The sequence below is a fragment of the Methylobacterium dankookense genome, from assembly GCF_902141855.1.
Lineage (GTDB): Bacteria > Pseudomonadota > Alphaproteobacteria > Rhizobiales > Beijerinckiaceae > Methylobacterium > Methylobacterium dankookense.
Genome location: NZ_CABFVH010000017.1, coordinates 42,482 through 63,242, shown reverse-complemented (window position 1 = coordinate 63,242; position 20,761 = coordinate 42,482). Strand labels below are relative to the sequence as shown.

The following is a 20,761-nucleotide window of genomic DNA, read 5'->3' as shown; positions in this document are numbered from 1 at the left end:
GTTGAATAATGGATCGGGCGGGGCGTGGGTTTAGCCTGATGTTCTGGATATCCCAGGCCCTCGCGCCCTCGTGATGCGCTGTGCCGGAACCCGGCCCCGTGCCGGAACTTGAGCGGCGGCTGCCCGGAAGGGTTGAGCCGCCCCTCGCCTGAACGCGATGATTGTCGACGGAGCACGGTCGGATGCAAGCTGACGAGCGCCCTTCCTCCGCCCATGCCGCCCGGCCGCCGATCCGGGCGTTCGGGGCCTGAGATGGCCGCCGCCCGGACGCGCCGCCCGAGGGGAGACGACCCCTTCGTCTTCCTGCATGTCGGGGACCTTCACCTCACCGGGCGCGGCGAGGCCAATGCGCGCGACCTCGCCGCCATCCTCGACCAGATCGCCGCCTGCGCGCCGCGCGAGGCCTTCGACTTCGTCTACCTGCCGGGGGACATCGCGGAGGATGGGACGGCCCGGCAATACGCGATCCTGCGCGCCGCCCTCGCGCGCCACCCGGCCCTGCCGATCCGGCTGATCCCGGGCGACCACGACCGCCAGCACGGGTCCGTCGCGGCGTTCCACGATCTGTTCACGGAGGTCGCGGACAGCGCGGGCGGCTGGAGGCAGCCGCCGGTGGTGAACCGCCTGCCGCAGCCGGAGGCCGAGCGGGACGTCGCGCAATACTACTATGCCGAGACGGTCTCGGGGGTGCGCTGCCTGTTCGTGGACATGGTCAGCGCCGGCTTCGGCCGCAAAGGCATCGGCCTCGACTTCCGCCTCGGCCGCGCGCAGACCTGCTGGCTCTCGGATGAGATCACGGCCGCCGCCGGCCATGGCCAGCCCTGCGCGGTCTTCATGCACGCCTATCCCGACGATCTGCGGGTGCCCGACGAGCGGCTCGACATCGCCGGGCTGATCTGGGGCGGGCGCGTGCGCCTCGTGGAGATGGGCCACACCCACTACAACGAGCTGGCGCATGACGGGCGCACCCTCTACGCGGCGGCCCGCTCGGTCGGCCAGAACGAGGACGGCTCGGTGGGCTACGCGGTCGCGGCCATCGACGGCCCGGTGACGAGCTGGCGCTTCCGGGCGCTCGACCGGCAGCCGCCCTTCGTCCTCATCACGAGCCCGGCCGACCGCCGGATCGCCGCGGTGCCGGCCAGCGCCGAGACCAGCGGCATGGTCCCCGACGCGCGGGGGCGCATCCGCGTGCGCGCCCTCGTGCTCTCCGACCGGGATCCGGCCTATTGCCACTGCCGGGTCGATTGCGGCGCCTGGACCGTGATGGAGCGCGTCTCGGCGCGCAGCTTCGAGGCCCGGATCGCCTGGCCGGCCGGAGCGCGCAGCCTCCAGGTCGAGGCGGTGGACGCGCGCTGGCCGGGGCACGGGCCGGACTTCGTCGATACCGACGTGATCGAGCCGCCCGACCTCGCCGCCGAGCCCCAGGCGGAGCCGGCGATCCCGGACCGGCCGGGCAGCGACGCCGTCCGGATCGGGGCCTGGCTCCAGAAGGGCGTGCGCGGCGACCAGCTCGGCCCGAACCGGGCCGGGCGCAAATGGTAACCCAATCCGGCCGGCCTGCCGGCCGCCGATCCTTCCTCGAGACGTGAGACGACGACCGTGGCTGCCGCCTGGGGGCTCCCCCTCAACCTGACCACCTGGATCATCGCCGCCGTGGCGACCCTCGGCGTGATCCTGCGGCCCTTCTCCTGGCCGGAGGCGATCTGGGCGATGCTCGGCGCCGCCCTCCTCGTCGTTCTCGGCCTGATGCCGTGGCAGGTGGCCCTCGAGGGCGTGGCCAAGGGCACCGACGTCTACCTGTTCCTCGTCGGCATGATGCTGCTCTCCGAGATCGCCCGGAAGGAGGGCCTGTTCGACTGGCTCGCCGCCCATGCCGTGCGGGCTGCGAAGGGCTCGGCGACGCGCCTGTTCCTGCTCGTCTACGTCGTCGGCACCGTGGTCACGGTGTTCCTCTCGAACGACGCCTGCGCCGTGGTGCTGACGCCGGCCGTCTTCGCCGCCACCAAGGCCGCGGGGGTGCGGCAGCCGCTGCCCTACCTGTTCGTCTGCGCCTTCATCGCCAACGCGGCGAGCTTCGTGCTGCCGATCTCCAACCCGGCCAACCTCGTCGTCTTCGCCGACCATATGCCGCCGCTGGGCCGCTGGCTCGCGACCTTCACCCTGCCCTCCGTGCTCGCCATCGTGGCGACCTATGTCGCGCTCCGCCTCACCCAGAACCGCTCGCTCAAGGGCGAGACGGTGGCGACCGACGTCGCGACGCCCGGCCTCGGGCTCAGTGGCAAGGTCGCGGGCGCCGGCATCGTCGCCACCGGCGCGGCCCTGATCGGCGCCTCGGCGGCCGGGATCGAGCTCGGCCTGCCGACCTTCGCCGCCGGCCTCGCCACCACCCTGGTCGTGCTGCTGATCAACCGCGGCGGCCTCGTGGAGGTCGTGAAGGACGTGTCGTGGAGCGTGCTGCCGCTGGTGGCGGGCCTGTTCGTTCTGGTGGAGGCCCTGGAGAAGACCGGCGTGCTCGGCATGCTCGCCGACCTGCTGAAGCGCGCCGCGCAAGGCGATCCGGCCGCGACCGCCTGGGCCGGCGGTGCCATCGTGGCCTTCGGCTCGAACCTCGTGAACAACCTCCCGGCGGGCCTGCTGGCGGGTGCCGCCGTGCAGGCGGCCCACGTCCCGGAGACGATCGCCGGCGCGATCCTGATCGGCGTCGATCTCGGGCCGAACCTCTCGGTCACCGGCTCGCTCGCGACCATCCTCTGGCTCACCGCGATCCGGCGCGAGGGCGAGGACGTGTCGGCCTGGGCCTTCCTGAAGCTCGGGCTCCTCGTGATGCCGCCGGCCCTCGTCCTGGCGCTCGCCGCCCTGATCCTCGTCTGATCCCGCTCCGGAGAGTGACCGCGTGACCGCCGCCCTGCTCTACCCCTTCATCATCGTGGCCGGCGCCCTGCAGGCGCTCGGCAACTCCATGAACTCGCAGCTGCGCGGGCATCTCGTCAACCCGTTCCTGGCGGCCTCGGTCTCCTTCCTGCCCATCGTCTTCGTCTTCGCGACGCTGTTCATCGTGATGCCGACGCCGCTGCCCGGCCTCGACAGCCTCGCGGCCATGCCCTGGTACGCGCCGCTCGGCGGCGTGGCCGGCGCGGTGGCGGTGTTCGGCGGCCTCGCCTTCGTCGACAAGGTCGGCGCCGGCCCCTTCAACGGCCTGACGCTGACCGCCAACATCCTGACCTCGCTCGCGCTGGATTCCCTCGGCCTGTTCGGGCTGCAGGGGGGCGGCTTCAAGCCGATGCCCTGGCTCGGCGGCCTGCTCATGGCCATCGGCGTCACCTTCATCGCCCGCGTCACGCCGGACAAGGGCGCGGCGAAGGAGGACGGCCACGGCCTCAACCCGAAGCTGCTCTACCCCTTCATCGTCGTGGCTGGCGCGCTCCAGGCGATCGGCGTGGTCTGGAACGCGCAATTGCGCGGCGCCCTGGTCAACCCCTGGCTGGCGGCGCTCGTCTCGTTCCTGCCGGTGGTCTTCGTCTTCGTGCTGGTCTTCCTGCTGCGTCCGAAGCCGCTGCCGCAGCGAGCCGACATCGAAGGCGTGCGCTGGTGGATGCCGCTCGCCGGCCTCACCGGCGCGGTGGCGGTGTTCGCCGGCCTGCTCTTCGTCGACAAGGTCGGCGCGGGCGCCTTCAACGGCCTGCTCATCACCGCGAACCTGCTGACCTCGGTGGCGCTCGACCATTTCGGCTGGCTCGGCATGAAGCAGGTGCGGGCGGGCGCCGCGCGTCTCGGCGGGGCCGCCCTGATGGTGGCCGGCATCGTCCTGATCTCGCTGTTCTGACGGAAGGCGGATGCGCGCCTGCCGGCCGTCGTGGTGCTCGCGGCCGGCACCGTGGCGGCCCGGTAGCGCAGGGCGCGGTCGCCGTGGCGGCATCCACCGAATCAACCGGCGCTGCGATCGGGCTCGGCCGGCCTGCCGAGGCCGGCGCAAATAAACGCACCACAACTCCATGCAATCATTGCCGGCATTTAATGCAAACAGCATTTGAATCTGCACTTTGGAGCATGATGTTGGATTTTATTGCCGCGAATGTTAACGTATTTTTATTTTACATCACCAAAATCGAACGTCGTGCGCTCGTCGAGGCGAAGCATGCCGCCGAAGACGGGAAACAACGCTGCGATCAAAGAATCGAATGCCTCAGTCACGCCGCGTCGGACAACTTAGATGATACGGACGATGCGCGCGCCGACGACGCTCCGGCGGCTGGCGCGTCGGGTCGTGATGGATCGTCGCGGCTCGATGCCGATCCTGTTCGGGATATTCCTGCTGCCGCTGATCGCTCTTGCCGGTGGGGCGATCGACTATGGCCGGGCGATCCAGGATCGAACCCGGATCAACAACGCCCTCGACGCCGCCGTCATCGTCGCGGCCAACAAGGCACAGGCGGACGATGCCCGGAATCTCTCGACGGCCACCATCGTGGCGAACGCCCTGCAGGCCGCCAACGACTCGTTCAACTCCGCCCCGAACCTGCCGCCCGGCACCAAGGCCACCTTCACCATCGTGCCGCAGAACCGCACCGTCACGGTGACGGGCAGCTACACCGCGGCGACCGCGACGACGCTGCTCAAGGTCACCGGCTTCAAGCAGTTCCCGCTGGGCGGCACCGCGGTCTCGAGCCTCAACCTCTCCCCGATGGTGGACATCTACCTGCTGATCGACGTCTCGGGCTCGATGGCGATCGGCGCGACGCAGGCCGACATCGACAAGCTCAACAACAACATCGGCTGCGCCTTCGCGTGCCATGACGGCGCGCCGGTGAAGAACACGTCCTACGATGCCTTCCAGTGGGCGCAGAAGAACGGCGTCACCTTGCGGATCAACGAGATCGACAAGGGCATCACCGACTTCGTCACCTGGCTGCAGAACCAGAGCTCGGCCTCGCGGCGGCTCCGAATCGCGGTCTATTCCTTCAGCACCACCCTGACGGCCGTGGTGCCGCTCACGAGCACGCTCGGCACCGCCTCCAGCAACCTGCCCCAGGCGCCGTCGACCTCGGGCGACTATGACGGGGCGACCCTGTTCGGCACGCTCATGCCCTCCTTCGCCTCGGCGGTGGGAACGGGCGGCGACGGGACCACGACGGCCAAGAAGCTCGTCATCATCGCCACCGACGGCGTGCAGGATCCGACCCGGACCTGGAGCAGCTCGCAGCCCTGGCTGAGGCCGCAGGTCACGCCGTTCGCGCCGGCCGATTGCCGCAAGCTCGACCGCAGCGTCTCGGTCGGCGTCCTCTACGCGCCCTACCTCAAGATGACCTGGGACTGGGGCTACATGGCCACGCTCGGCCAGCCGAGTCGGATCGGCAATCCCGGCACCCGCTTCGACGACATCGTCCCGCAGCTGACCGCCTGCGCCAGCACGCCGAACCTGTTCGTGAACGCGGCGACGACCCCTTCGATCGGTGCGGCCTTCCAGGTGATCTTCCAGAACTTCACGCAGGTGAGGCTGTCGCAATGAGGACGCTCCGCCGCTTCAGCCGGGAGAGCGGGGGCGCCTACACGGTCGAGTTCGCCATCGTCGGCAGCCTGTTCATCATCCTGGCGCTGGTCCTCTGCCAGTATGCGATGGTCTATCTCGCGCGCGACAGCCTCGCGCTCGCCCTGCAGCAGGCCACGCGCAGCCTGCTCACCGGCACCTTCCAGCAGAGCAATGCCGGCTCGACCGACCAAGTCCAGATCCTGCGCAACCTGCAGGCGAGCATCTGCGGGCAGAACCTCGATTCCCACGACTGGATGTTCCGCTGCACGGACCTGAAGCTCGACGTGCGCGTGGCGAGCTCGTTCACGTCGAGCTCGGCCAGCGCCTCGGCGGTGACTGCAGGCAACTGGGCCGCCGGCTTCGGCAGCACCTATGCCTGCCCCGGGCCGAAGAGCATCGCCGTGGTGCGGGCCGCGGTGAAGTACCCGCTCTTCGCGCGCGGCCTGAGCTTCGGGCTCTCGGCCTTCTCGGACGGCTCGGCCCTCCTCCAGGCCGCGGCGGTGTTCCGGGTCGAGCCCTACCAGTCCGGCAGCGGGAGCGCCTGCTGATGTCGTCGGAGCGCCTGCTTTGGCCGAGCGCGCTCCGTCGCTTCCGCTGGGCGCGCGAGGGCATCGCCGCGGTGGAATTCGCCCTCCTCCTGCCGATCCTGCTCACCCTCGTCCTGGCCACGGCGGAGGTCGTCAACGCCGTCGACCAGAGGCGCAAGGTGGTCCAGCTCGGCCGGACCCTGGCCGATCTCACGGCCCAGGGCGACAGCCAGAGCCCGATCGCGCAAGCCCTGATGTCCGACATCCTGGCCTCGGCCGGGCCGGTCCTCGCCCCGTTCCAGGCCTCGGCGGCCACGATCCAGATCTCCGCGATCGGGATCTACCAGGCGAACGGCCATGACGCGGCCTATGTCTGCTCCACCTACCCGACCTCCGGCAAGCGCGCGGTCGGGACCGCGGCCGGCATCCTCGTGCCGACGAACTTCCAGCGGGTGGGCGCGCGCTTCGTCCTGGCCGAGGTGACGATGCCCTACAAGTCGATCCTCGGCGCGGTGGTGCCGAAGGTGGTCAAGGGGCTCAACCTCTCCCTCACATGGTCGGAGGCGGTGACCTGGCCGGTGCGGTCCGGGACCAGCTTCTCCGCCGATCCGGAAGTGGTGATGCCGGGCGGCGCGGCCTGTCCCTGAAGGGGCGGCGCATGTCGGCTCCGGCTTGCCTCATGCTCTGGCTCCGACGCGCGCCCTCGCCCCGAGTCCGCATCCCCTTCAGCGCTTGCCGATGGCCAGAACCCCGTCATCCATCAGCGAGAAGACGATGCCGTGCGACCGCAGGGCCGCGACGGCAGCGTGCAGCGCGCGTTCGGAGGCCCCCGCATCGCCGTCCTCCAATCGGCGGATGGTCGACAGCGAGAGGCCGCTCGCCTCGGAGAACTGGTGCATCGACCAGTCGAGCAGGGCACGCCCGGCCCGCAGGTGCTCGCCGCGCACCTTCCGCTCCAGCCCCTCCCGGAGAAGGCCCGTCGCATGTCCGGGCAGGTCGAGCGGCGCGATGTAGTTCGCCCAGCAGGCGACGTTGCCGTGCGCGTCGCGCACCGGCACCATGACCATGCGGTAGCGCACGGTCTCGCCGCTCGCCAGGTGCAGGCATGGCTGCGTGTGGACGACCTGCTTCGTCAGGTAGAGTTCCCGACCATGCTCGCGCCAGCGCGTCCGCTCCTCCTTGACAATCGGCAGGGTCGGCTCCTCCAGAAGCGCCTGTTTCGGCAGGCCGACGAGTTCCAGCCACTCGGGCGAGAAGTCGATGTAGGGATAGACCGCACTCGTCGAGGTGAAGGCGCCGACCTGCTCGAAGATGGCGCGCCTGCGCCGTCGCTCGGCTTCCTGCGCGCGCGCCAGGGCCTCGCGGTCGCTCACGTCGATGAGCATGCCCATCGCCTGGACCGGACGTCCGTCCGGCGCCACGATCACCTCGCCGCGGCTCATCACGGTGCGCAGCGTCCCGTCGGGGCGGATGATCCGGAAGGTCTGCTGCGCGAGGTGCCCGGTCTGCAGCAGGTCCGAGGCCGAGGTCACGTCCTGCCGGTCGTCCGGATGGACCAGCGCGAGCAGGAGGCCGTACTCCGCGCGCGCGCTGGCCGGTTCGAGCCCGAGGATGCGGAACAGGCCGGGCGACCAGACATGCGCGTCCGTCGCGAAGGTCCACGACCACGTTCCCACGAGCCCCGCGCTTTCCACCAGGCGCAGGAAATCCCGGGAAGACGCTTCAAGGTCGATCGAGCGCATCGTCGGCGTTGTCGTACAACTCTCGATTGCCCGCAACCGATTGAGACTGCGCGGGGACGGATCCTTGACGGCCGGCTGGAGCATTTTTCGCGGACGTGGATACCGGTTCGGCGAAGAAGAGCCCGTCAAAACAAGGTACTTGGAGCCGTTCCCGATTGCACCGCGATCAGGAACGGCTCCGGGCGGCGGAATGGGCGCCAGCCTGGTCCGAACTCATGTCGGGACGATGAACGGATGCGGCCCGTCGTGACGGGGCCGAGGGTCGGATGTTCGCCGTCGGGGCTTTCATCGTCAGGTGTGATGGTACAGGTCGTGAACGGGGTGAGCCTGATCCGAAATCCCCACGAGACCTACAGTCGGATGCGCCGCCGGATCGTCCGGGCCGTGTGAGGCGGCCGGGGGCGCCGGGTCTCGATGGTTGTCGGCGTGGAACACGAGGTTGCCGCTCGCGTCGATCGCCGCGCGTGGAGGGGGCTGATCCGGTCCGGCATGGCCGGACAGGGCGTTGGCCGTCCCCGTCGAGCCGGTTTGGCCAGGAGGCGGAAGCGCCACGGCTTTGGCGGCATCCTCCCCGGACGGATGTTGAGGCTGAGCGTCCGGGGTCTGACTGGCCGGAGACTCGGCCGATCCGTGATCGACGCGATCGCCGGCCGGACCGCCGGCAGCGACCTGTCCCTGGACGTGATGGGCCGGTGAGGTCTCGGACTGCGAAGTCGTCTCGGCCTGCGAAGCCGCCGTCGGGCTCGGTCCGCGGGATGGCGCGGCTAAGCCGTTGTCCGCGCCGTGTGCGGTCGCTTCCTGGCCGGCCGCAGGTGTCGCAGCGGTAACGGCACTGGCGGCTCCGTGATCGGCCGGGGCTTGGCCTGCCTGGGCGTGGCCGTTCCCCGAGGACGCGGTCTGGGCTGCCGAAGCGGGGGGCGTGCCGGGGTGATCCTCCGCCGTGGCCGGCCCGCTCCCGGTCTGCATGGGCGGGCCATGGTCCGCGGCGTCGGGGCTCTGCCCGTGCGCCGCCGCGGCGCCGTGCTCCTTCGCGCCGGACAGGCCTCCGTTCGGCGGGTCGGACGACGTCGTGGAATCCGCGGCATGAGCGGGTCCGTGATCCGAGGGACCGCCCCGCGCGTGCTCCGCGGACGGCGACCCCGCATCCTGGGAGTGCCCGTTCGGCTGCGCGGACGCATGATCCGCGGCGGCGCCACGGCCCGAGGCCTCGCTACCGGTCGCTCCGTGTCCGTCATTCGGCAGCTGGGCATCCGTGGCCTTGTCCGCTCCATGGCCGGAGGCCGCCGGATTGGCCGATGCATGTGCCGGAGCGCCCGGCGCCGCGTCGGACCGGGCTTCGACGGTTCCCTTGGGCGTACCCTGAACGGAGGCAGGCTCGATCCCATGGGCGCCGTGCGCGCCCGGGCCCCGATGGTCGCCCTGTTCGGCAGCGTCGGTGCCGTGACCGTGGCTGTCGGGGCGGCCTGCCTGCGGGTCGACCCCGGCAGCGGGAACGGCCTTGCTCTGCGTCACGGATCCCTGATCGCCGCCGTTGTCCGGCATCCGACCGTTGCCGTTTCCGTGCGTGCCGGATTCGATTGCACCGTGCGCGTCGGACTGGGCCTGCGAGCCGTTGCTCTGACCGTTGTTGCCTTGGCCGTTGCCATGGCCGGTCTGCTCGACCTTTGCGCTGTCTCCGGCAGCGGCCTCTGCCTGCGAGCCGTTGCCGTTGCCCTGACCGTTGTTGCCTTGGCCGTTGCTACGGCCGGTCTGCTCGACCTGTGCATTGTCCCCGGCAACGGTTTCAGCCTGCGAGCCGTGGCCGTTACCATTGCCCTGACCGTTGTTACCTTGCCCGTTGCCGCCGCTTGTCTGCTCGACCTGCAGATTGTTTCCGGCAGCAGCCTCGTCCTGTGAGCCATGGCCGTTACCATTGCCCTGGCCATTATTGCCTTGGCCGTTGCTACGGCCGGTCTGCTCCACCTGCGTATTGTCGCCGGCCGCGGCCTCGGACTGCGAGCCCTGACCGTTGCCATTACCCTGGCCGTTACCACGGTTGGCCTGCTCGACCTGTGCGCTGTCCCCGGCCGCGGTCTCAGCCAGTGAGCCATGGCCTTTGCCATTGCCTTGGCTGTTGTTGCCTTGGCCGTTGTCGTTACCTTGGCCGTTGCCCTGGCCATCCGCATCACGCGAGACCGTTGCCGGCGTCCGGTTGACGACGGTCTGGACCCCCGCATTGGCCCAGGCCGGCTGGGCCGTTCCCGATCCGGCGTCGGACTGGCCCGCATCGGCGGACCGTGACTGGCCGCCTGGATCCGCCGTCGGCGCCGGAGCGGAGCTGCCGCGCTGATCGCCGCCGGCCGCCCCCGACCCGTCCAGCGTCGCGGCCGCGCTCTCGGTGCGTCCCGCCGTCGACGTCTGCTGGCTGCCGGTGCGGACGGCACCCGCCTCGGCCGGTGCCCCGATCAGCGCGACGTCGATGCCGAAGCTCGGTGACGGATGCCCGGCTTCCGAGCCCGGAGGCCCCGCCCTGTCGCCGGGCAGGTCCGTTCGGACCGCCGGAGCCGCATCGATCCGGCTCCCCGCGGAGGCGGCGGCCTGGCTCGCGCCGCTGCCCTGCGCGGTCAGGCCAGCCGACTGGGTCGCCGAGACGGCGCCGAGCCCGGAGCCGTGCGCTCCGCTCGATCCCGATACCGCATCGCCCTGTGCGATCTGGCTCGGGGCGCCGCCCGCCGGATCCGCGAGCGCGAGGCCCAGCTCCGCGCTCGCGTCGCGATGATCGGCCGCCAAGGCCTCCGCGGCGAAGATCATCGCGGAGAGGATGATGGCTTCGATCTGCTTGCGGCTGCTCTCCTGGTCGCTGGGCCCGCCGGCGCCCTTCGCCTTCGCGGGCTGCGGCTGGCCTTGCGCGGCCCCGGCCGCGCCAGAGGCAGGGAGCGGGAACGCGCCCTCCGGCCCCGCCCCGATCTCGCCCGCATGGGCATCCTCGGCGGAGAGGCTCAGGGCCGCGGCCGCCACCAGGGCGGCCAGCAGGGCGGCGGGGTGAACCACGAGCTTCGTGCCCGCGGCGGCCGCCGGGATCGGGAGCAGGTCCGGATGAAGGCGGGCGATCTGGTCGATCAGGGCGCGGAAATCCGCGCCGCGCACGGGGCGGTCCAGCACCTCGGAGGCGATCAGGTAGCTGCCGTCGATCCGGGCGAAATGGATGATCGCGTCGCCGTCCGGCCGGCAGAAGACGAACCAGGGCTCGCCCTCGTCGCTGAGGCCGTGCTCGCTCGCGATGCCGATCCCGGCCCGGATGAGGGCCGCCTCGACCCGGTAGAACTCGGCGAGCTCCTGCTGCGACCAGCTGCCCGGCCGCGCCGCTGCCGGACGAAGGAAGGGAACGACCGTGCTCATCGTCCCCTCACCGTGCCCGCGCGCCGTGTCCTCCGGCGGATGCCGCCGCGCCCGATGGCCGTGCGACCGGGCGCGTCTCCGAGCCCTTGCCCCGGCGTGCTCTTGGTCGCCGAAATGGCGTGCGCTCTAGCGCTCATGGAAAGCGCGTCCCATCGCGTCGAAGAAGGGGGCGAACATGTATTCCAGGGCCGTGCGCTCCCCGGCCGAGACCACCACCTCGGCCGGAAGGCCGGCGACGAGGCGCTGCCTGACATCGGCCGGGAGCTGGTGCTCGTCGATCTCCACGGTGCCGGCGAAATAGGGCTGCTTCGTGCCGTCATCGACGAGGCGGTCGCGCGACACCGTCGTGAGCGTCCCGAACAGGGCGGGCGTGCGGCGCGCCTGGAAGGTCGGGAACTTGATCTCCGCCCGCATCCCCGCATGGACGGTTTCGAGGTCGTTGGGCGAGAACTGCACGTTGATGACGAGGCGGTCGGTGGTCGGGACGATCTCCATCAGGGGCTCGCCCGAGCGGATGACCTGCCCGATCGCGGAGACCTTGAGCCCCTGGATCACGCCCTCGTGCGTGGCGCGGATCTCGTGCCGCCGGAACACGTCCTGCGCGACGACGAGCTTCTCCCGCAGCTCGCCGATCCTCTGCCGCGTCTCGAGGAGCTGGGCCGTGATCGCCTCCTGGAGCTTCTGCTTCAACTGGGTGATCTGCAGCCCGGCCTCGCTGATGGCGTTCTCGGCCTTCGCCCGCTCCGCCACCGAGCGCCCGATCACGCCCTCCAGGCGGGTGCGCTCCCGCTCCATGACGAGGAGGCGCGACAGCGGGATCAGGTTCTTCGCGTGCAGGCTGCGCAGGCCCTCGAGCTCCTGCCGGATGAAGCCGACCTGCTGCTCGACCGAGGCCTTCTCGACGGCAAGACCTGAGATCTCCGTCCGCAGCTGGGTGACCTTGGCCTCGACGAGGGCGAGCTGACCCCGCAGCGTCGTCCGCCGCTCCGCCATCTGGCCGGCCTGATCGGCGATGATGCGGGCGAGCGCCGGCTCGGAGCGCCGTGCGGCGATCTCGGCCGGCAGGCGCAGGTCGTCGGTCCCGTCCTGCTCGGCCCGCAGGCGCGCCTCCAGCACGAGGGCCGCGTCGAGCTGGTTCCGGAACAGGTCGGCGCTCGCCTGGGACTGGACGGGATCGATGCGCAGGAGGACGTCGCCGGCCCGGACGCTCTGCCCGTCCTTCACGAGCACCGCCTGGACCATGCCGCCCTCGAAGTGCTGAACGGTCTTGCGGCTGCTCTCCGCGACGATGATTCCGGGGCTGATGACGGCGCGATCCAGGCGCGTGACGGCCGCCCAGGCGCCCGCGCCCCCGAAGAACGCGGCGATGAGCGCGTAGCCGGCGATCGCGTAGCGCCGCCAATCGATCGGGGCGAGCGCCCCGACCGCACCGGGTGACGGCGGGCGGGAGACCGGATGGGCGGCCAGGCTCGGGGCGAGGGGCGTCGTCACGGCTCAGCCCGCGCTGCGCTGGGCTTCGGCCACGCGCCGGACCTCGGGCGGCGGCGGATTGCCGGCCGCGACCAGCGCCGGGACCGGACGGGGGCCGGCGACCTGCGCCAGGATCTGGTCCGCCGGGCCCGCGCCGCGCAGGGTTCCGCCATCCAGCATCAGGATCAGGTCGGCTCCCGCCAGCAGGCCGACCTTGTGCGTGACGATGACGACCGTCGTCCCCTGCTGCCGGAGATCCGCCACCGCCCGCATCAGGGCGGCCTCGCCGGCCTGGTCGAGGCTGGCATTCGGCTCGTCGAGGACGACGAGGCTCGGCGCGCCGTACATGGCGCGCGCCAGGGCGATGCGCTGCCGCTGGCCGCCGGAGAGGCCGTGCCCGCCCGTCCCGATCCGGGTGTTGTAGCCCTCGGGCATTGCCTGGATCAGGTCGTGGCAGCCGGCCCGCTGCGCGACCGCGACGATGGCGGCATCGTCCTGCGCGCCGAAGCGGGCGATGTTCTGCGCCACCGTGCCGTCGAACAGCTCCACATCCTGCGGCAGGTAGCCGACATGCTGCCCGAGCGCCTGCGGATCCCAGTGCCGGAGGTCCGAGCCGTCGATGCGCACCGCGCCGGAGGCGACGGGCCAGACGCCGGTGATCGCCCGGACCAGGGTCGATTTCCCGGCCGCGCTCGGACCGATGATCCCGACGACGCTGCCGGGCTCCAGCCGGACGCTCACCCCGTGCAGGATGGCCGCCGGCGAGCCCGGCGCCGCGACGACGAGGTTCTCCGTCTCGACGAGGCCGCGCGGGCGCGGCAGCATCAGGCGCTGCGGCTCCGGCCCGACGCGCGCCACCATCTCCGCCAGCCGCGCATAGCTGCCGCGGGCCGCCGTGAAGCTCTTCCAGTGCCCGACCACCGCCTCGATCGGCGCCAGCGTGCGGCCCATGATGATCGAGGCCGCGATCATCGAGCCGGCGGAGATCTCGCGGTGGATGGCGAGGTAGGCGCCCAGGCCGAGGACCATCGTCTGCAGGAACATGCGGGCGAACTTCGTCGCCGCGGTGGTCAACCCGGCCCGGTCGCTCGCGCGCGCCTGCAGCCGGATCGCCTCGTCGTGGCGCCGGTGCCAGCGGGCGCGCAGGGCGCCGAGCATGCCCATGGCCCGCAGCACCTCGCCGCTGCGGAAGGTCGCGCGCGCCCGCTCTCCGGCCTCGCGGGCGGCCTGGCCCGCCGCGTCGAGGGGCCGCCGGGTGGTGAGGTCGGTGAGGAGCGTCAGTCCCAGGAGCGTGGCGCCCCCGAGCAGCGCCATCCAGCCGAACCAGGGATGCAGGATGAAGCAGGCGACCAGGAACAGCGAGGCCCAGGGCAGGTCGCAGAGGGCGAGCAGCGCGCCGCCGGTGAGGAACTCGCGCAGGACGTCGACATCGCGCAGAGCCGCCTCGTGCCCCGCCTGCGGCCGGAGCAGCGCCGCCCGGTGCACGATCTCGAAGGCCGGCCCTGCGACCGTCCGGTCGAAGATCATCCCGCCCCGCACCAGCAGGCGCGCGCGGAGCATCTCGAGCGCGGCATAGACGGCGAGCGCGAAGGCCGCGATCGCGGTGATCCCGAACAGCGTCGCCTCGTTCCGGCTCAGGAGAACCCGGTCGTACACCTGAAGCATGTACAGGGGCGCGGCGAACAGGAGCAGGTTCGTGAAGAAGGCGAAGACGAACACCGTCAGCAGAACGGGCCGGATCGCGCGCAGGCCGTCCTTCAAGACAGACTCGGCCGCACGACCGCTCATGGCATCTCCCTGCGCGGGGTTCGGATACCCGGATCGTCCGGCCAGCCGGCCCATCTCCGGGCGCCGAGCGCGACCCGATCTCTTGCCTACCCACCCAGATATCTTAGGGCAGGCTTATTGTGTTCCAAGGTATGCCACCAGGGCCGGCAGGATCGGCCACGCCGCCGACTGGACGTCGGCTGCCGCAGCCACATATAGAAATTACTGTACCACTCGGCCTCATCTGTGCTGGTAGGAGTCTCGACGCTTGTATGTCCACCAGCAACGTCTCGGCTCGGAGGAGGTGCAGGAGCTGCGCCGGGAGGGGGGGCGGTTCCTGAAGGAGCTGCGCGAGAAGCGCGGCCTGTCGCAGAGGCAGCTCGCCGCCCAGGTCGGTGCGGACTACTACACGTTCATCTCGCAGCTGGAGACCGGGCGCGGGCGCGTGCCCCCGGACCGCTACCGGATCTGGGCGGAAGCGCTCGGCGTGGATGCGCGGGATTTCGTGAAGAGCCTGATGCGCTTCTACGATCCCCAGACCTTCGAGATCCTGTTCGGGGACTGACCGCGACCGGGCCTATTCCGCGGCGAGGCCGAGCGTCGGCTCCTCGACGAGGTCGGCTCCGCAAGCCGCCATCAGGTCGCGGAGCATCGCCAGGGCGGATGACACCTCCGCCCGGGTGGCCAGTCCCTCGCGGGATTGCGTGCCGCCCCCGGCCAGCGTCACCGCGATGTCGAACCGGCCGTCAGGACGTTCGATGATCCGATAGGACGCGCGGCGCGGCATGGGCAAAACAGGGGACAATGGCTGCGGGCTGGGGGAGTGCCCCTGTCATGCGCGGTCTATTCCTGAAGTTCAAGATATGGCTTTCACTGTATCCGGCCGCACCCGCCGCGACTTGCAGCGGGATTGAGTGCGGGACATGTGTGCAGCCAGCCAATCCGCACGCGACCTGATGCGGGGAGTTCTCGACTGATTTGTAGCGCGCCCCCGCCTTGATGGTGCGGGGGCTGTTTCTTCGATCGGGTTCAAGCCGAGACCAGGGCCGACGGTGTCTCCAGCCGCTCGACCAGATAGGCGCGGGCGCGACTCACCCGGCTCTTCACCGTGCCGGTCTGGCAGCCCATGACCTCCGCGGCGGCCTCGTAGGTCAGGCCCTGCGCGCCGACGAGGAGCAGCGCCTCGCGCTGCGGCGCCGGGAGCCGCGCCATGTGGGACAGGACCACCTGAAGGTCCGATCCGTGCTCCTGGGCGGCCGGGGCGACGAGCTGGCCCGCGATGGTGCCGTCCACGTCCTCCACCTCGCGCTTGTGCTTGCGGCACTCGCTGTAGAACTGGTTGCGCAGGATGGTGAACAGCCACGCCTTCAGGTTCGTGCCCGGAACGAACCGGTCCTGGTTGGCCCAGGCCTTCAGCAGCGCCTCCTGCACGAGATCGTCCGCCCGTCCCGGATTTCCGGCCAGCGACTGCGCGAAGGCCTGCAAGGACGGCAACGCCGCCGTCAGCCCGTCGCGGAAGGCGGCGCTGCGCGCATCGGCCCGGGACGCGAGGCTCCCCTGGAGAGCCTGGATCAGACCGAGCAGGTGTTGCGGCGGATCGGAGGCGACGAGCCCGAGATAGGCCGCCTGCAACTGAGTCCCGAGATGCGTCCGCACGGCCAGGGGCAGCGTGGCAGGCTCTGCCGCCGTCCGATCCGGGCGAGCCGGACCAAGTCCGCTTGCTATCAGCATGTCGATCGATCCACGTCCCTTCGCAGAGAGCGGGAGGGCGCGCCTGGAACGCCCCCGCCCGCTCGTACAGTGAATATCTAACTCACTGTCCGCGGGGATTGATCCCTCGGGCGGTAACGGCGACGATCCCGTCAACTCAGGCGGAGGCCAACGCCATGCCGTGAGGGCGGTTGGCGGCGTAGGTCCCGAGCGTCGTCAATCCGGCGAGAACGAGGGCGATGACCTCGATCCTATCATCGTGGCGCCGATGCCGTGGGGCGGCCCCTGTCCTTCCGGCGACGGCGGCGCCAACGCCTGAGGGCGGTCCCGATCTCCGCTTCACCGGCGGGCGCGGCCGACCCCGCGCCGCTGGGGTCGCCCGGTCATCCGCAGGGGCTTACAGAAGGGAACGGGCGCGGAGGATGACATGAGCTATGCGTTCACGACGGTGGCGTCGCCGGTCGGCGCCCTGACGGTCATCGCGAGCGACCGCGGCCTCTCGGCCATCCTCTGGGAGAACGACGACCCGGCGCGGGTCCGGCTCGGGCCCCTCGTCGAGGACCCGTCCCATCCCGTGCTGCTGGAGACGGAGCGCCAGTTGGCGGCCTATTTCGCGGGAACGCTCAAGGCCTTCGCGGTGCCGCTCGACTTCCAGGGGACCGCCTTCCAGAAGAGCGTCTGGGCGGCCTTGCTGACCATCCCCTTCGGCGAGACTCGCAGCTACGGCGACATCGCCCGCCAGATCGGCCGGCCGGGCGCCTCCCGTGCGGTGGGCGCCGCGAACGGGAAGAACCCGATCTCGATCATCGCGCCCTGCCACCGCGTCATCGGATCGGCCGGCGCCCTGACGGGCTTCGCGGGCGGCCTCGACATCAAGAGGCACCTGCTCGGCCTGGAACGCGCCGGGGCCGGGGCCTCGCCCGGCCAGCTCCTGTAGCAGCGGGGCCCACTTGGTCGGCGCGTCGATCCAGGCCTTCGTCATGGGCCTGCCGGCTGTCCCCGCTCAGAAGCGGTAGAGCGTGGCTGGATTGGCGACGAGGATCTGCGCCTGTCGGATCCGTCTACCAGCAATCCTTCGCGCTGGAGGAGCGGATCGTCCCGGTCCTGGAGCGGCTCGCCGCCGAGTCCTTCGAGACGGCGTCGTTCTACATCCGCCGCGGCAACCAGCGGCTGTGCCTGTTCCGGGCGGATTCCCCATCCCCGCTCAGGATGAACGTCCGGCCCGGCGACATGAGGCCGATGGACGATTCCGCCATCGCCCAGGTCCTGTCGGCCTTCAACGACCGCAATCCGGCGGCCCGCGCCGATATCGCATTGCCCCTCGACACCTCCGGGATCACCGATCCGCATGTGGCCTCCCTCGCGATGCCCGTCTTCGGCACCGAGAGGCGGCTGATCGGTGCCCTCGCCCTCTCGGGCCCGTCATCCCGACTGACCCGCGAGCGCGCGGACGCGTTGAAATCCCGGTTGCGTGAATCCGCCGACCGGCTGTCTTCCGAATTGGAGGCTCAGCTTTGAGCGATGCGGGATCCGGCCCGAGCCGGAAAGGCAGATCTTTCCGAGGTCTGCTCCGGGCCGGGATTTCACGTGTCGTGTGCCCGATCGTATGCGAGCCGATAGCGGATCTTGCTGCCGGAGCATCAGGACAGGAAATTGTCGAGCGCGGCGAGCACCAGATCGGGCCGCTCCTCCTGCAGGGTATGGCCGCATTCGAGTGCATGGCCGCGCACATCCGTGGCCTTCTCGCGCCACGTCGCCAGCACGTCGTAGGTTCGCCCCACCGTGCCCTTCGCGCCCCAGAGCGCCAGGAGGGGAACCTCGATCCGCCGGTCGGCATCGGCCGCGTCGTGCTCCAGGTCGATGGTCGCGGCCGCCCGGTAATCCTCGCAGATGGCGTGGCGGGTCGCCGGGTCCCGGTAGACCCGCAGATACTCGGCGAAGAGCTCCGCGCTCGGGCTGCCCGGGGTCTTCGACTGTCCGTCGACATGGGTGCGCAGGAAGAATTCCGGATCCGCTTCGATCAGGCGCTCCGGCAGCGGCGCCGGCTGGATCAGGAAGAACCACCAGAAATAGGCCGTGGCGAAGGCCTTGTCGGTGCGCGCGTACATCGTCGCGGTCGGCGCGATGTCGAACAGCGCGAGCCGGGTGACGGCCTCCGGATGGTCGAGCGCCATGCGGTGCGCCACGCGCCCGCCCCGGTCGTGCCCGACCACCGCGAAGCGCGGATGGCCGAGGCTCCGCATGACCGCGACGGCGTCGGCGGCCATGGCACGCTTGGCATAGTTGGCGTGACGCGCGCCGCCCTCCGGCTTGTCGGAATCGCCGTAGCCGCGCAGGTCCATCGCCACGACGCTGTGGCGCTCGGCTCATTGCGGGGCGACGGCGTGCCAGGTCGCGTGCGTCTGCGGATGCCCGTGCAGCAGGAGGAGTGGCGGACCTGAGCCGCCGACGGCCGCGCGGATCCGGACGCCGTCGGCATCGATGTCGCGGAGCGCAAATCCTTCGAGAAACGGATCCCTCGTCATCGTCCGCACCTCACTGCGCGAGCCAGGGCTGGGCCGCATGATAGCGGTCCTCGAAGGCGCGGATCGTCGCGGCCTGATCGAGCGTCGTCCCGATGGCGTCGAGGCCGCGGATCAGGGCGTCCTTGCGCGAGGGCGGGATCTCGAAGGGGACGCGCAGGTCTCCGGCCAGGATCGACTGCGCGGGCAGGTCGATGGCCAGGCGGTTGCGCTGCGGGTCGGCCGCGAGGTCGGCGAGCGTGGCGACCTCCGCGAGGTCGACGCCGATCAGCAGCAGCCCGTTATTGGCCGCGTTGTCGGCGAAGATGCCCGCGAAGGTGGTGCCGATGATGGCCCGGATGCCGAGCTGCATCAGACCCCAGACCGCGTGCTCGCGCGAGGAGCCGCAGCCGAAATTCGGCCCGACCACGAGGAAGCGGGTCTCCGCCCATTCCGGGCGGTTCAGCACGAAGTCGGGGCGAGGCGCGCCCTGCGCGTCGAAGCGCAGGTCGTGGAAGGTGCCCCGGCTCAGCCCGCTCCGGTCGATGCCCTTCAGGAATTGCTTGGGCATGATCACGTCGGTGTCGACATTGGCGGCCGGAAGCGGGGCGGCCGGGCCGGCGACGGTGGTGAAGGCTTGCATGGCTCAGTGCTCCCGGGCGAGGCGCCGCACGTCGACGAGGTGGCCGGCGACCGCGGCCGCGGCGACCATGGCGGGGCTCATCAGGTGGGTGCGGCCGCCCGCGCCCTGACGCCCCTCGAAATTGCGGTTGGTGCTCGACGCGCAGCGCTCGCCGGGCGCCAGCACGTCGTCGTTCATGGCGAGGCAGAGCGAGCAGCCGGACTGGCGCCACTCGAACCCGGCCTCGATGAACACGCGGTCGAGCCCCTCGGCCTCGGCGGCGCGCCGCACGCTGGAGGAGCCGGGCACGACCATGCCGCGCACGCCCGCGGCGATGCGCCGGCCCCGCAGGATGCCGGCCGCCTCGCGCAGGTCGGAGAGGCGCGCATTGGTGCAGGAGCCGATGAAGGCGCGCTGGATGCCGACCGTCTCGAGCGCGGTGCCGGGCGTGAGGTCCATGTAGGCGAGCGCGCGGGCCATGTCCCGGCGGCGGTTGGCGTCGGGCTCCGCCTCGGGGTCGGGAACATGGCCGCCGACCGGGGCCGCCTGGTCCGGGCTGATGCCCCAGGTCACCAGCGGCTCGATCTCGGCCGCGTCGAGGCGGATCTCGCGGTCGAACACCGCGTCGGGGTCGCTGCGGAGGGTCGACCAGTGCCGCACGGCCGCGTCCCAGGCTGCTCCCTTCGGTGCCCTGGGCTTGCCGGCGAGATAGTCGAACACCGCCTGGTCGGGCGCCATGATCACGCCGCGGGCGCCGCCCTCCACGGCCATGTTGCAGATCGTCATCCGCCCCTCGACGGAGAGCGCCGCGATGCCGGGCCCGGCGAACTCCACCGCGTAGCCCGTCGCGCCGGAGGCGCCGATCCGGCGGATGAGCGCCATCACCACGTCCTTGGCGGTCACGCCCGGCGCCAGGGTGCCGTCGAGCGTCACGCGCATGGTGCGCATCCGGCGGTACCGCAGCGTCGAGGTGGCGAGGTAGTGCTCGATATCCGAGGTCCCGATGCCGAAGCCGAGGGCGCCGAGCGCGCCGTAGGTCGTGGTGTGGCTGTCGCCCGCCCCCACCACCATCCCGGGCAGGATGAAGCCGAGTTCGGGCGCGACCACGTGCTCGATGCCCTGGAGCGGGTGGAGCACGTCGAACAGCTCGATGCCGAAGTCGCGGCAATTCTCGGCGAAGTAGCGCACCTGGTTGGCGCCGCCGGCATCCGGCATCTCGGCGTTGCGGTCCGGAGCGGTCGGGTTGACGTGATCGACGACGCCGAGGGCGGCCTGCGGCCGCCAGACCCGGCGGCCCGCCTCGCGCAGCCCGCTGAAGGCCTGCGGGCTCGTGTATTCGTTGAGCACGGTGCGGTCGATGTAGAGCAGCACCTCGGCGCCCGGGCCGGAGCGGTCGTCGAGCCGGGCCACCGTGTGGCCGTCGATCAGCATGTCGTAGAGGGTGCGGGGCGACATCGTCCTATGTCCTGCGAGAGGGAGGAAGGCGCGGCCCGGCGGCCGCGCCCGGGATGGGGCGG

At 71.0% G+C, this 20,761-nt stretch carries 17 protein-coding genes and 1 pseudogene; 9 read left to right on the top strand and 9 right to left on the bottom strand.

Annotation, left to right across the window (positions count from 1 at the left end; all coding sequences use genetic code 11):
• The first annotated feature begins 252 nt into the window (after positions 1 to 252).
• From MTDSW087_RS14515 to MTDSW087_RS14490, 6 genes are all read left to right on the top strand, one after another.
• Positions 253 to 1,542 carry a metallophosphoesterase family protein gene (locus MTDSW087_RS14515; protein WP_144765038.1) on the top strand — a complete coding sequence of 430 codons (1,290 nt, stop codon included), beginning with the start codon at positions 253 to 255 and terminating at the stop codon, positions 1,540 to 1,542.
• 57 nt (positions 1,543 to 1,599) lie between these two features.
• Positions 1,600 to 2,871 (top strand): arsenic transporter, encoded by a 1,272-nt coding sequence (locus tag MTDSW087_RS14510; protein WP_144765036.1) that lies wholly within the window; start codon positions 1,600 to 1,602, stop codon positions 2,869 to 2,871.
• A gap of 22 nt (positions 2,872 to 2,893) precedes the next feature.
• Entirely contained in the window at positions 2,894 to 3,823 is a 930-nt protein-coding gene (locus MTDSW087_RS14505) for a DMT family transporter (RefSeq protein WP_144765034.1), read from the top strand.
• 399 nt (positions 3,824 to 4,222) lie between these two features.
• The gene (locus MTDSW087_RS14500; protein WP_186383851.1) at positions 4,223 to 5,506 is read left to right on the top strand and encodes a TadE/TadG family type IV pilus assembly protein; all 1,284 of its coding nucleotides are present in this window, start codon (positions 4,223 to 4,225) and stop codon (positions 5,504 to 5,506) included.
• Positions 5,503 to 6,075 (top strand): TadE/TadG family type IV pilus assembly protein, encoded by a 573-nt coding sequence (locus MTDSW087_RS14495; RefSeq protein WP_144765030.1) that lies wholly within the window; start codon positions 5,503 to 5,505, stop codon positions 6,073 to 6,075. The genes MTDSW087_RS14500 and MTDSW087_RS14495 overlap by 4 nt, the downstream gene beginning before the upstream one ends.
• Entirely contained in the window at positions 6,075 to 6,701 is a 627-nt protein-coding gene (locus MTDSW087_RS14490; RefSeq protein WP_144765028.1) for a TadE/TadG family type IV pilus assembly protein, read from the top strand. Before MTDSW087_RS14495 ends, MTDSW087_RS14490 begins: the two co-directional genes overlap by 1 nt.
• A 78-nt stretch (positions 6,702 to 6,779) precedes the next feature.
• Here MTDSW087_RS14490 and MTDSW087_RS14485 read toward each other — a convergent pair whose 3' ends face one another.
• The 4 genes from MTDSW087_RS14485 to MTDSW087_RS14470 form a co-directional block, all read right to left on the bottom strand.
• On the bottom strand, positions 6,780 to 7,796 hold the full coding sequence (locus MTDSW087_RS14485) for a PAS domain-containing protein (protein ID WP_144765026.1): 1,017 nt from the start codon (positions 7,794 to 7,796) through the stop codon (positions 6,780 to 6,782).
• Between the two features lie 291 nt (positions 7,797 to 8,087).
• A complete protein-coding gene (locus tag MTDSW087_RS14480) occupies positions 8,088 to 11,174 on the bottom strand; it encodes a hypothetical protein (RefSeq protein ID WP_144765024.1) in 3,087 nt (1,028 codons plus the stop codon).
• Positions 11,175 to 11,300: 126 nt separating this feature from the next.
• A complete protein-coding gene (locus MTDSW087_RS14475; protein WP_238179178.1) occupies positions 11,301 to 12,641 on the bottom strand; it encodes an HlyD family type I secretion periplasmic adaptor subunit in 1,341 nt (446 codons plus the stop codon).
• 27 nt (positions 12,642 to 12,668) lie between these two features.
• The gene (locus tag MTDSW087_RS14470; RefSeq protein ID WP_144765019.1) at positions 12,669 to 14,432 is read right to left on the bottom strand and encodes a type I secretion system permease/ATPase; all 1,764 of its coding nucleotides are present in this window, start codon (positions 14,430 to 14,432) and stop codon (positions 12,669 to 12,671) included.
• A gap of 247 nt (positions 14,433 to 14,679) precedes the next feature.
• Here MTDSW087_RS14470 and MTDSW087_RS14465 point away from each other — a divergent pair, with 247 nt between their 5' ends.
• Positions 14,680 to 14,976, top strand: a complete 297-nt coding sequence (locus MTDSW087_RS14465) for a helix-turn-helix domain-containing protein (protein WP_144765017.1) — start codon at positions 14,680 to 14,682, stop codon at positions 14,974 to 14,976.
• Between the two features lie 12 nt (positions 14,977 to 14,988).
• On the opposite strand, the gene MTDSW087_RS14460 is transcribed toward MTDSW087_RS14465, so the two are convergent.
• Together MTDSW087_RS14460 and MTDSW087_RS14455 are read right to left on the bottom strand one after the other, a co-directional pair.
• Entirely contained in the window at positions 14,989 to 15,198 is a 210-nt protein-coding gene (locus tag MTDSW087_RS14460; RefSeq protein ID WP_144765015.1) for a hypothetical protein, read from the bottom strand.
• A gap of 242 nt (positions 15,199 to 15,440) precedes the next feature.
• Entirely contained in the window at positions 15,441 to 16,142 is a 702-nt protein-coding gene (locus MTDSW087_RS14455; protein WP_144765013.1) for a sigma-70 family RNA polymerase sigma factor, read from the bottom strand.
• Positions 16,143 to 16,548: 406 nt separating this feature from the next.
• On the opposite strand from MTDSW087_RS14455, the gene MTDSW087_RS14450 reads away from it, so the two are divergent.
• Together MTDSW087_RS14450 and MTDSW087_RS31430 are read left to right on the top strand one after the other, a co-directional pair.
• The gene (locus MTDSW087_RS14450) at positions 16,549 to 17,058 is read left to right on the top strand and encodes a methylated-DNA--[protein]-cysteine S-methyltransferase (protein ID WP_144765011.1); all 510 of its coding nucleotides are present in this window, start codon (positions 16,549 to 16,551) and stop codon (positions 17,056 to 17,058) included.
• Positions 16,953 to 17,639, top strand: a complete 687-nt coding sequence (locus tag MTDSW087_RS31430; protein WP_425324724.1) for an IclR family transcriptional regulator domain-containing protein — start codon at positions 16,953 to 16,955, stop codon at positions 17,637 to 17,639. The genes MTDSW087_RS14450 and MTDSW087_RS31430 overlap by 106 nt, the downstream gene beginning before the upstream one ends.
• Before the next feature lie 122 nt (positions 17,640 to 17,761).
• Here MTDSW087_RS31430 and MTDSW087_RS14440 read toward each other — a convergent pair.
• The 3 genes and pseudogenes from MTDSW087_RS14440 to leuC all read right to left on the bottom strand — a co-directional run bounded on the left by MTDSW087_RS14440 (position 17,762) and on the right by leuC (position 20,699).
• Positions 17,762 to 18,646: pseudogene (locus MTDSW087_RS14440) on the bottom strand (alpha/beta fold hydrolase).
• Positions 18,647 to 18,656: 10 nt separating this feature from the next.
• Positions 18,657 to 19,265: a 3-isopropylmalate dehydratase small subunit gene (gene leuD, locus MTDSW087_RS14435; protein ID WP_144765009.1), complete on the bottom strand. Its 609-nt coding sequence runs from the start codon at positions 19,263 to 19,265 to the stop codon at positions 18,657 to 18,659.
• A 3-nt stretch (positions 19,266 to 19,268) separates the two neighbouring features.
• Complete coding sequence (gene leuC, locus MTDSW087_RS14430) at positions 19,269 to 20,699, bottom strand: 3-isopropylmalate dehydratase large subunit (protein WP_144765007.1); 1,431 nt, start codon at positions 20,697 to 20,699, stop codon at positions 19,269 to 19,271.
• Positions 20,700 to 20,761 lie beyond the last annotated feature (62 nt).

Bases quoted from the DNA above. Each gene is read 5' to 3' on its own strand.
- MTDSW087_RS14515 (WP_144765038.1), top strand. From the start codon at position 253: ATGGCCGCCGCCCGGACGCGCCGCCCGAGGGGAGACGACCCCTTCGTC.
- MTDSW087_RS14500 (WP_186383851.1), top strand. From the start codon at position 4,223: ATGCGCGCGCCGACGACGCTCCGGCGGCTGGCGCGTCGGGTCGTGATG.
- MTDSW087_RS14495 (WP_144765030.1), top strand. From the start codon at position 5,503: ATGAGGACGCTCCGCCGCTTCAGCCGGGAGAGCGGGGGCGCCTACACG.
- MTDSW087_RS14490 (WP_144765028.1), top strand. From the start codon at position 6,075: ATGTCGTCGGAGCGCCTGCTTTGGCCGAGCGCGCTCCGTCGCTTCCGC.
- MTDSW087_RS14485 (WP_144765026.1), bottom strand. From the start codon at position 7,796: ATGCGCTCGATCGACCTTGAAGCGTCTTCCCGGGATTTCCTGCGCCTG.
- MTDSW087_RS14480 (WP_144765024.1), bottom strand. From the start codon at position 11,174: ATGAGCACGGTCGTTCCCTTCCTTCGTCCGGCAGCGGCGCGGCCGGGC.
- MTDSW087_RS14470 (WP_144765019.1), bottom strand. From the start codon at position 14,432: ATGAGCGGTCGTGCGGCCGAGTCTGTCTTGAAGGACGGCCTGCGCGCG.
- MTDSW087_RS14460 (WP_144765015.1), bottom strand. From the start codon at position 15,198: ATGCCGCGCCGCGCGTCCTATCGGATCATCGAACGTCCTGACGGCCGG.
- MTDSW087_RS14455 (WP_144765013.1), bottom strand. From the start codon at position 16,142: ATGCTGATAGCAAGCGGACTTGGTCCGGCTCGCCCGGATCGGACGGCG.
- MTDSW087_RS14450 (WP_144765011.1), top strand. From the start codon at position 16,549: ATGAGCTATGCGTTCACGACGGTGGCGTCGCCGGTCGGCGCCCTGACG.
- leuD (WP_144765009.1), bottom strand. From the start codon at position 19,265: ATGCAAGCCTTCACCACCGTCGCCGGCCCGGCCGCCCCGCTTCCGGCC.
- leuC (WP_144765007.1), bottom strand. From the start codon at position 20,699: ATGTCGCCCCGCACCCTCTACGACATGCTGATCGACGGCCACACGGTG.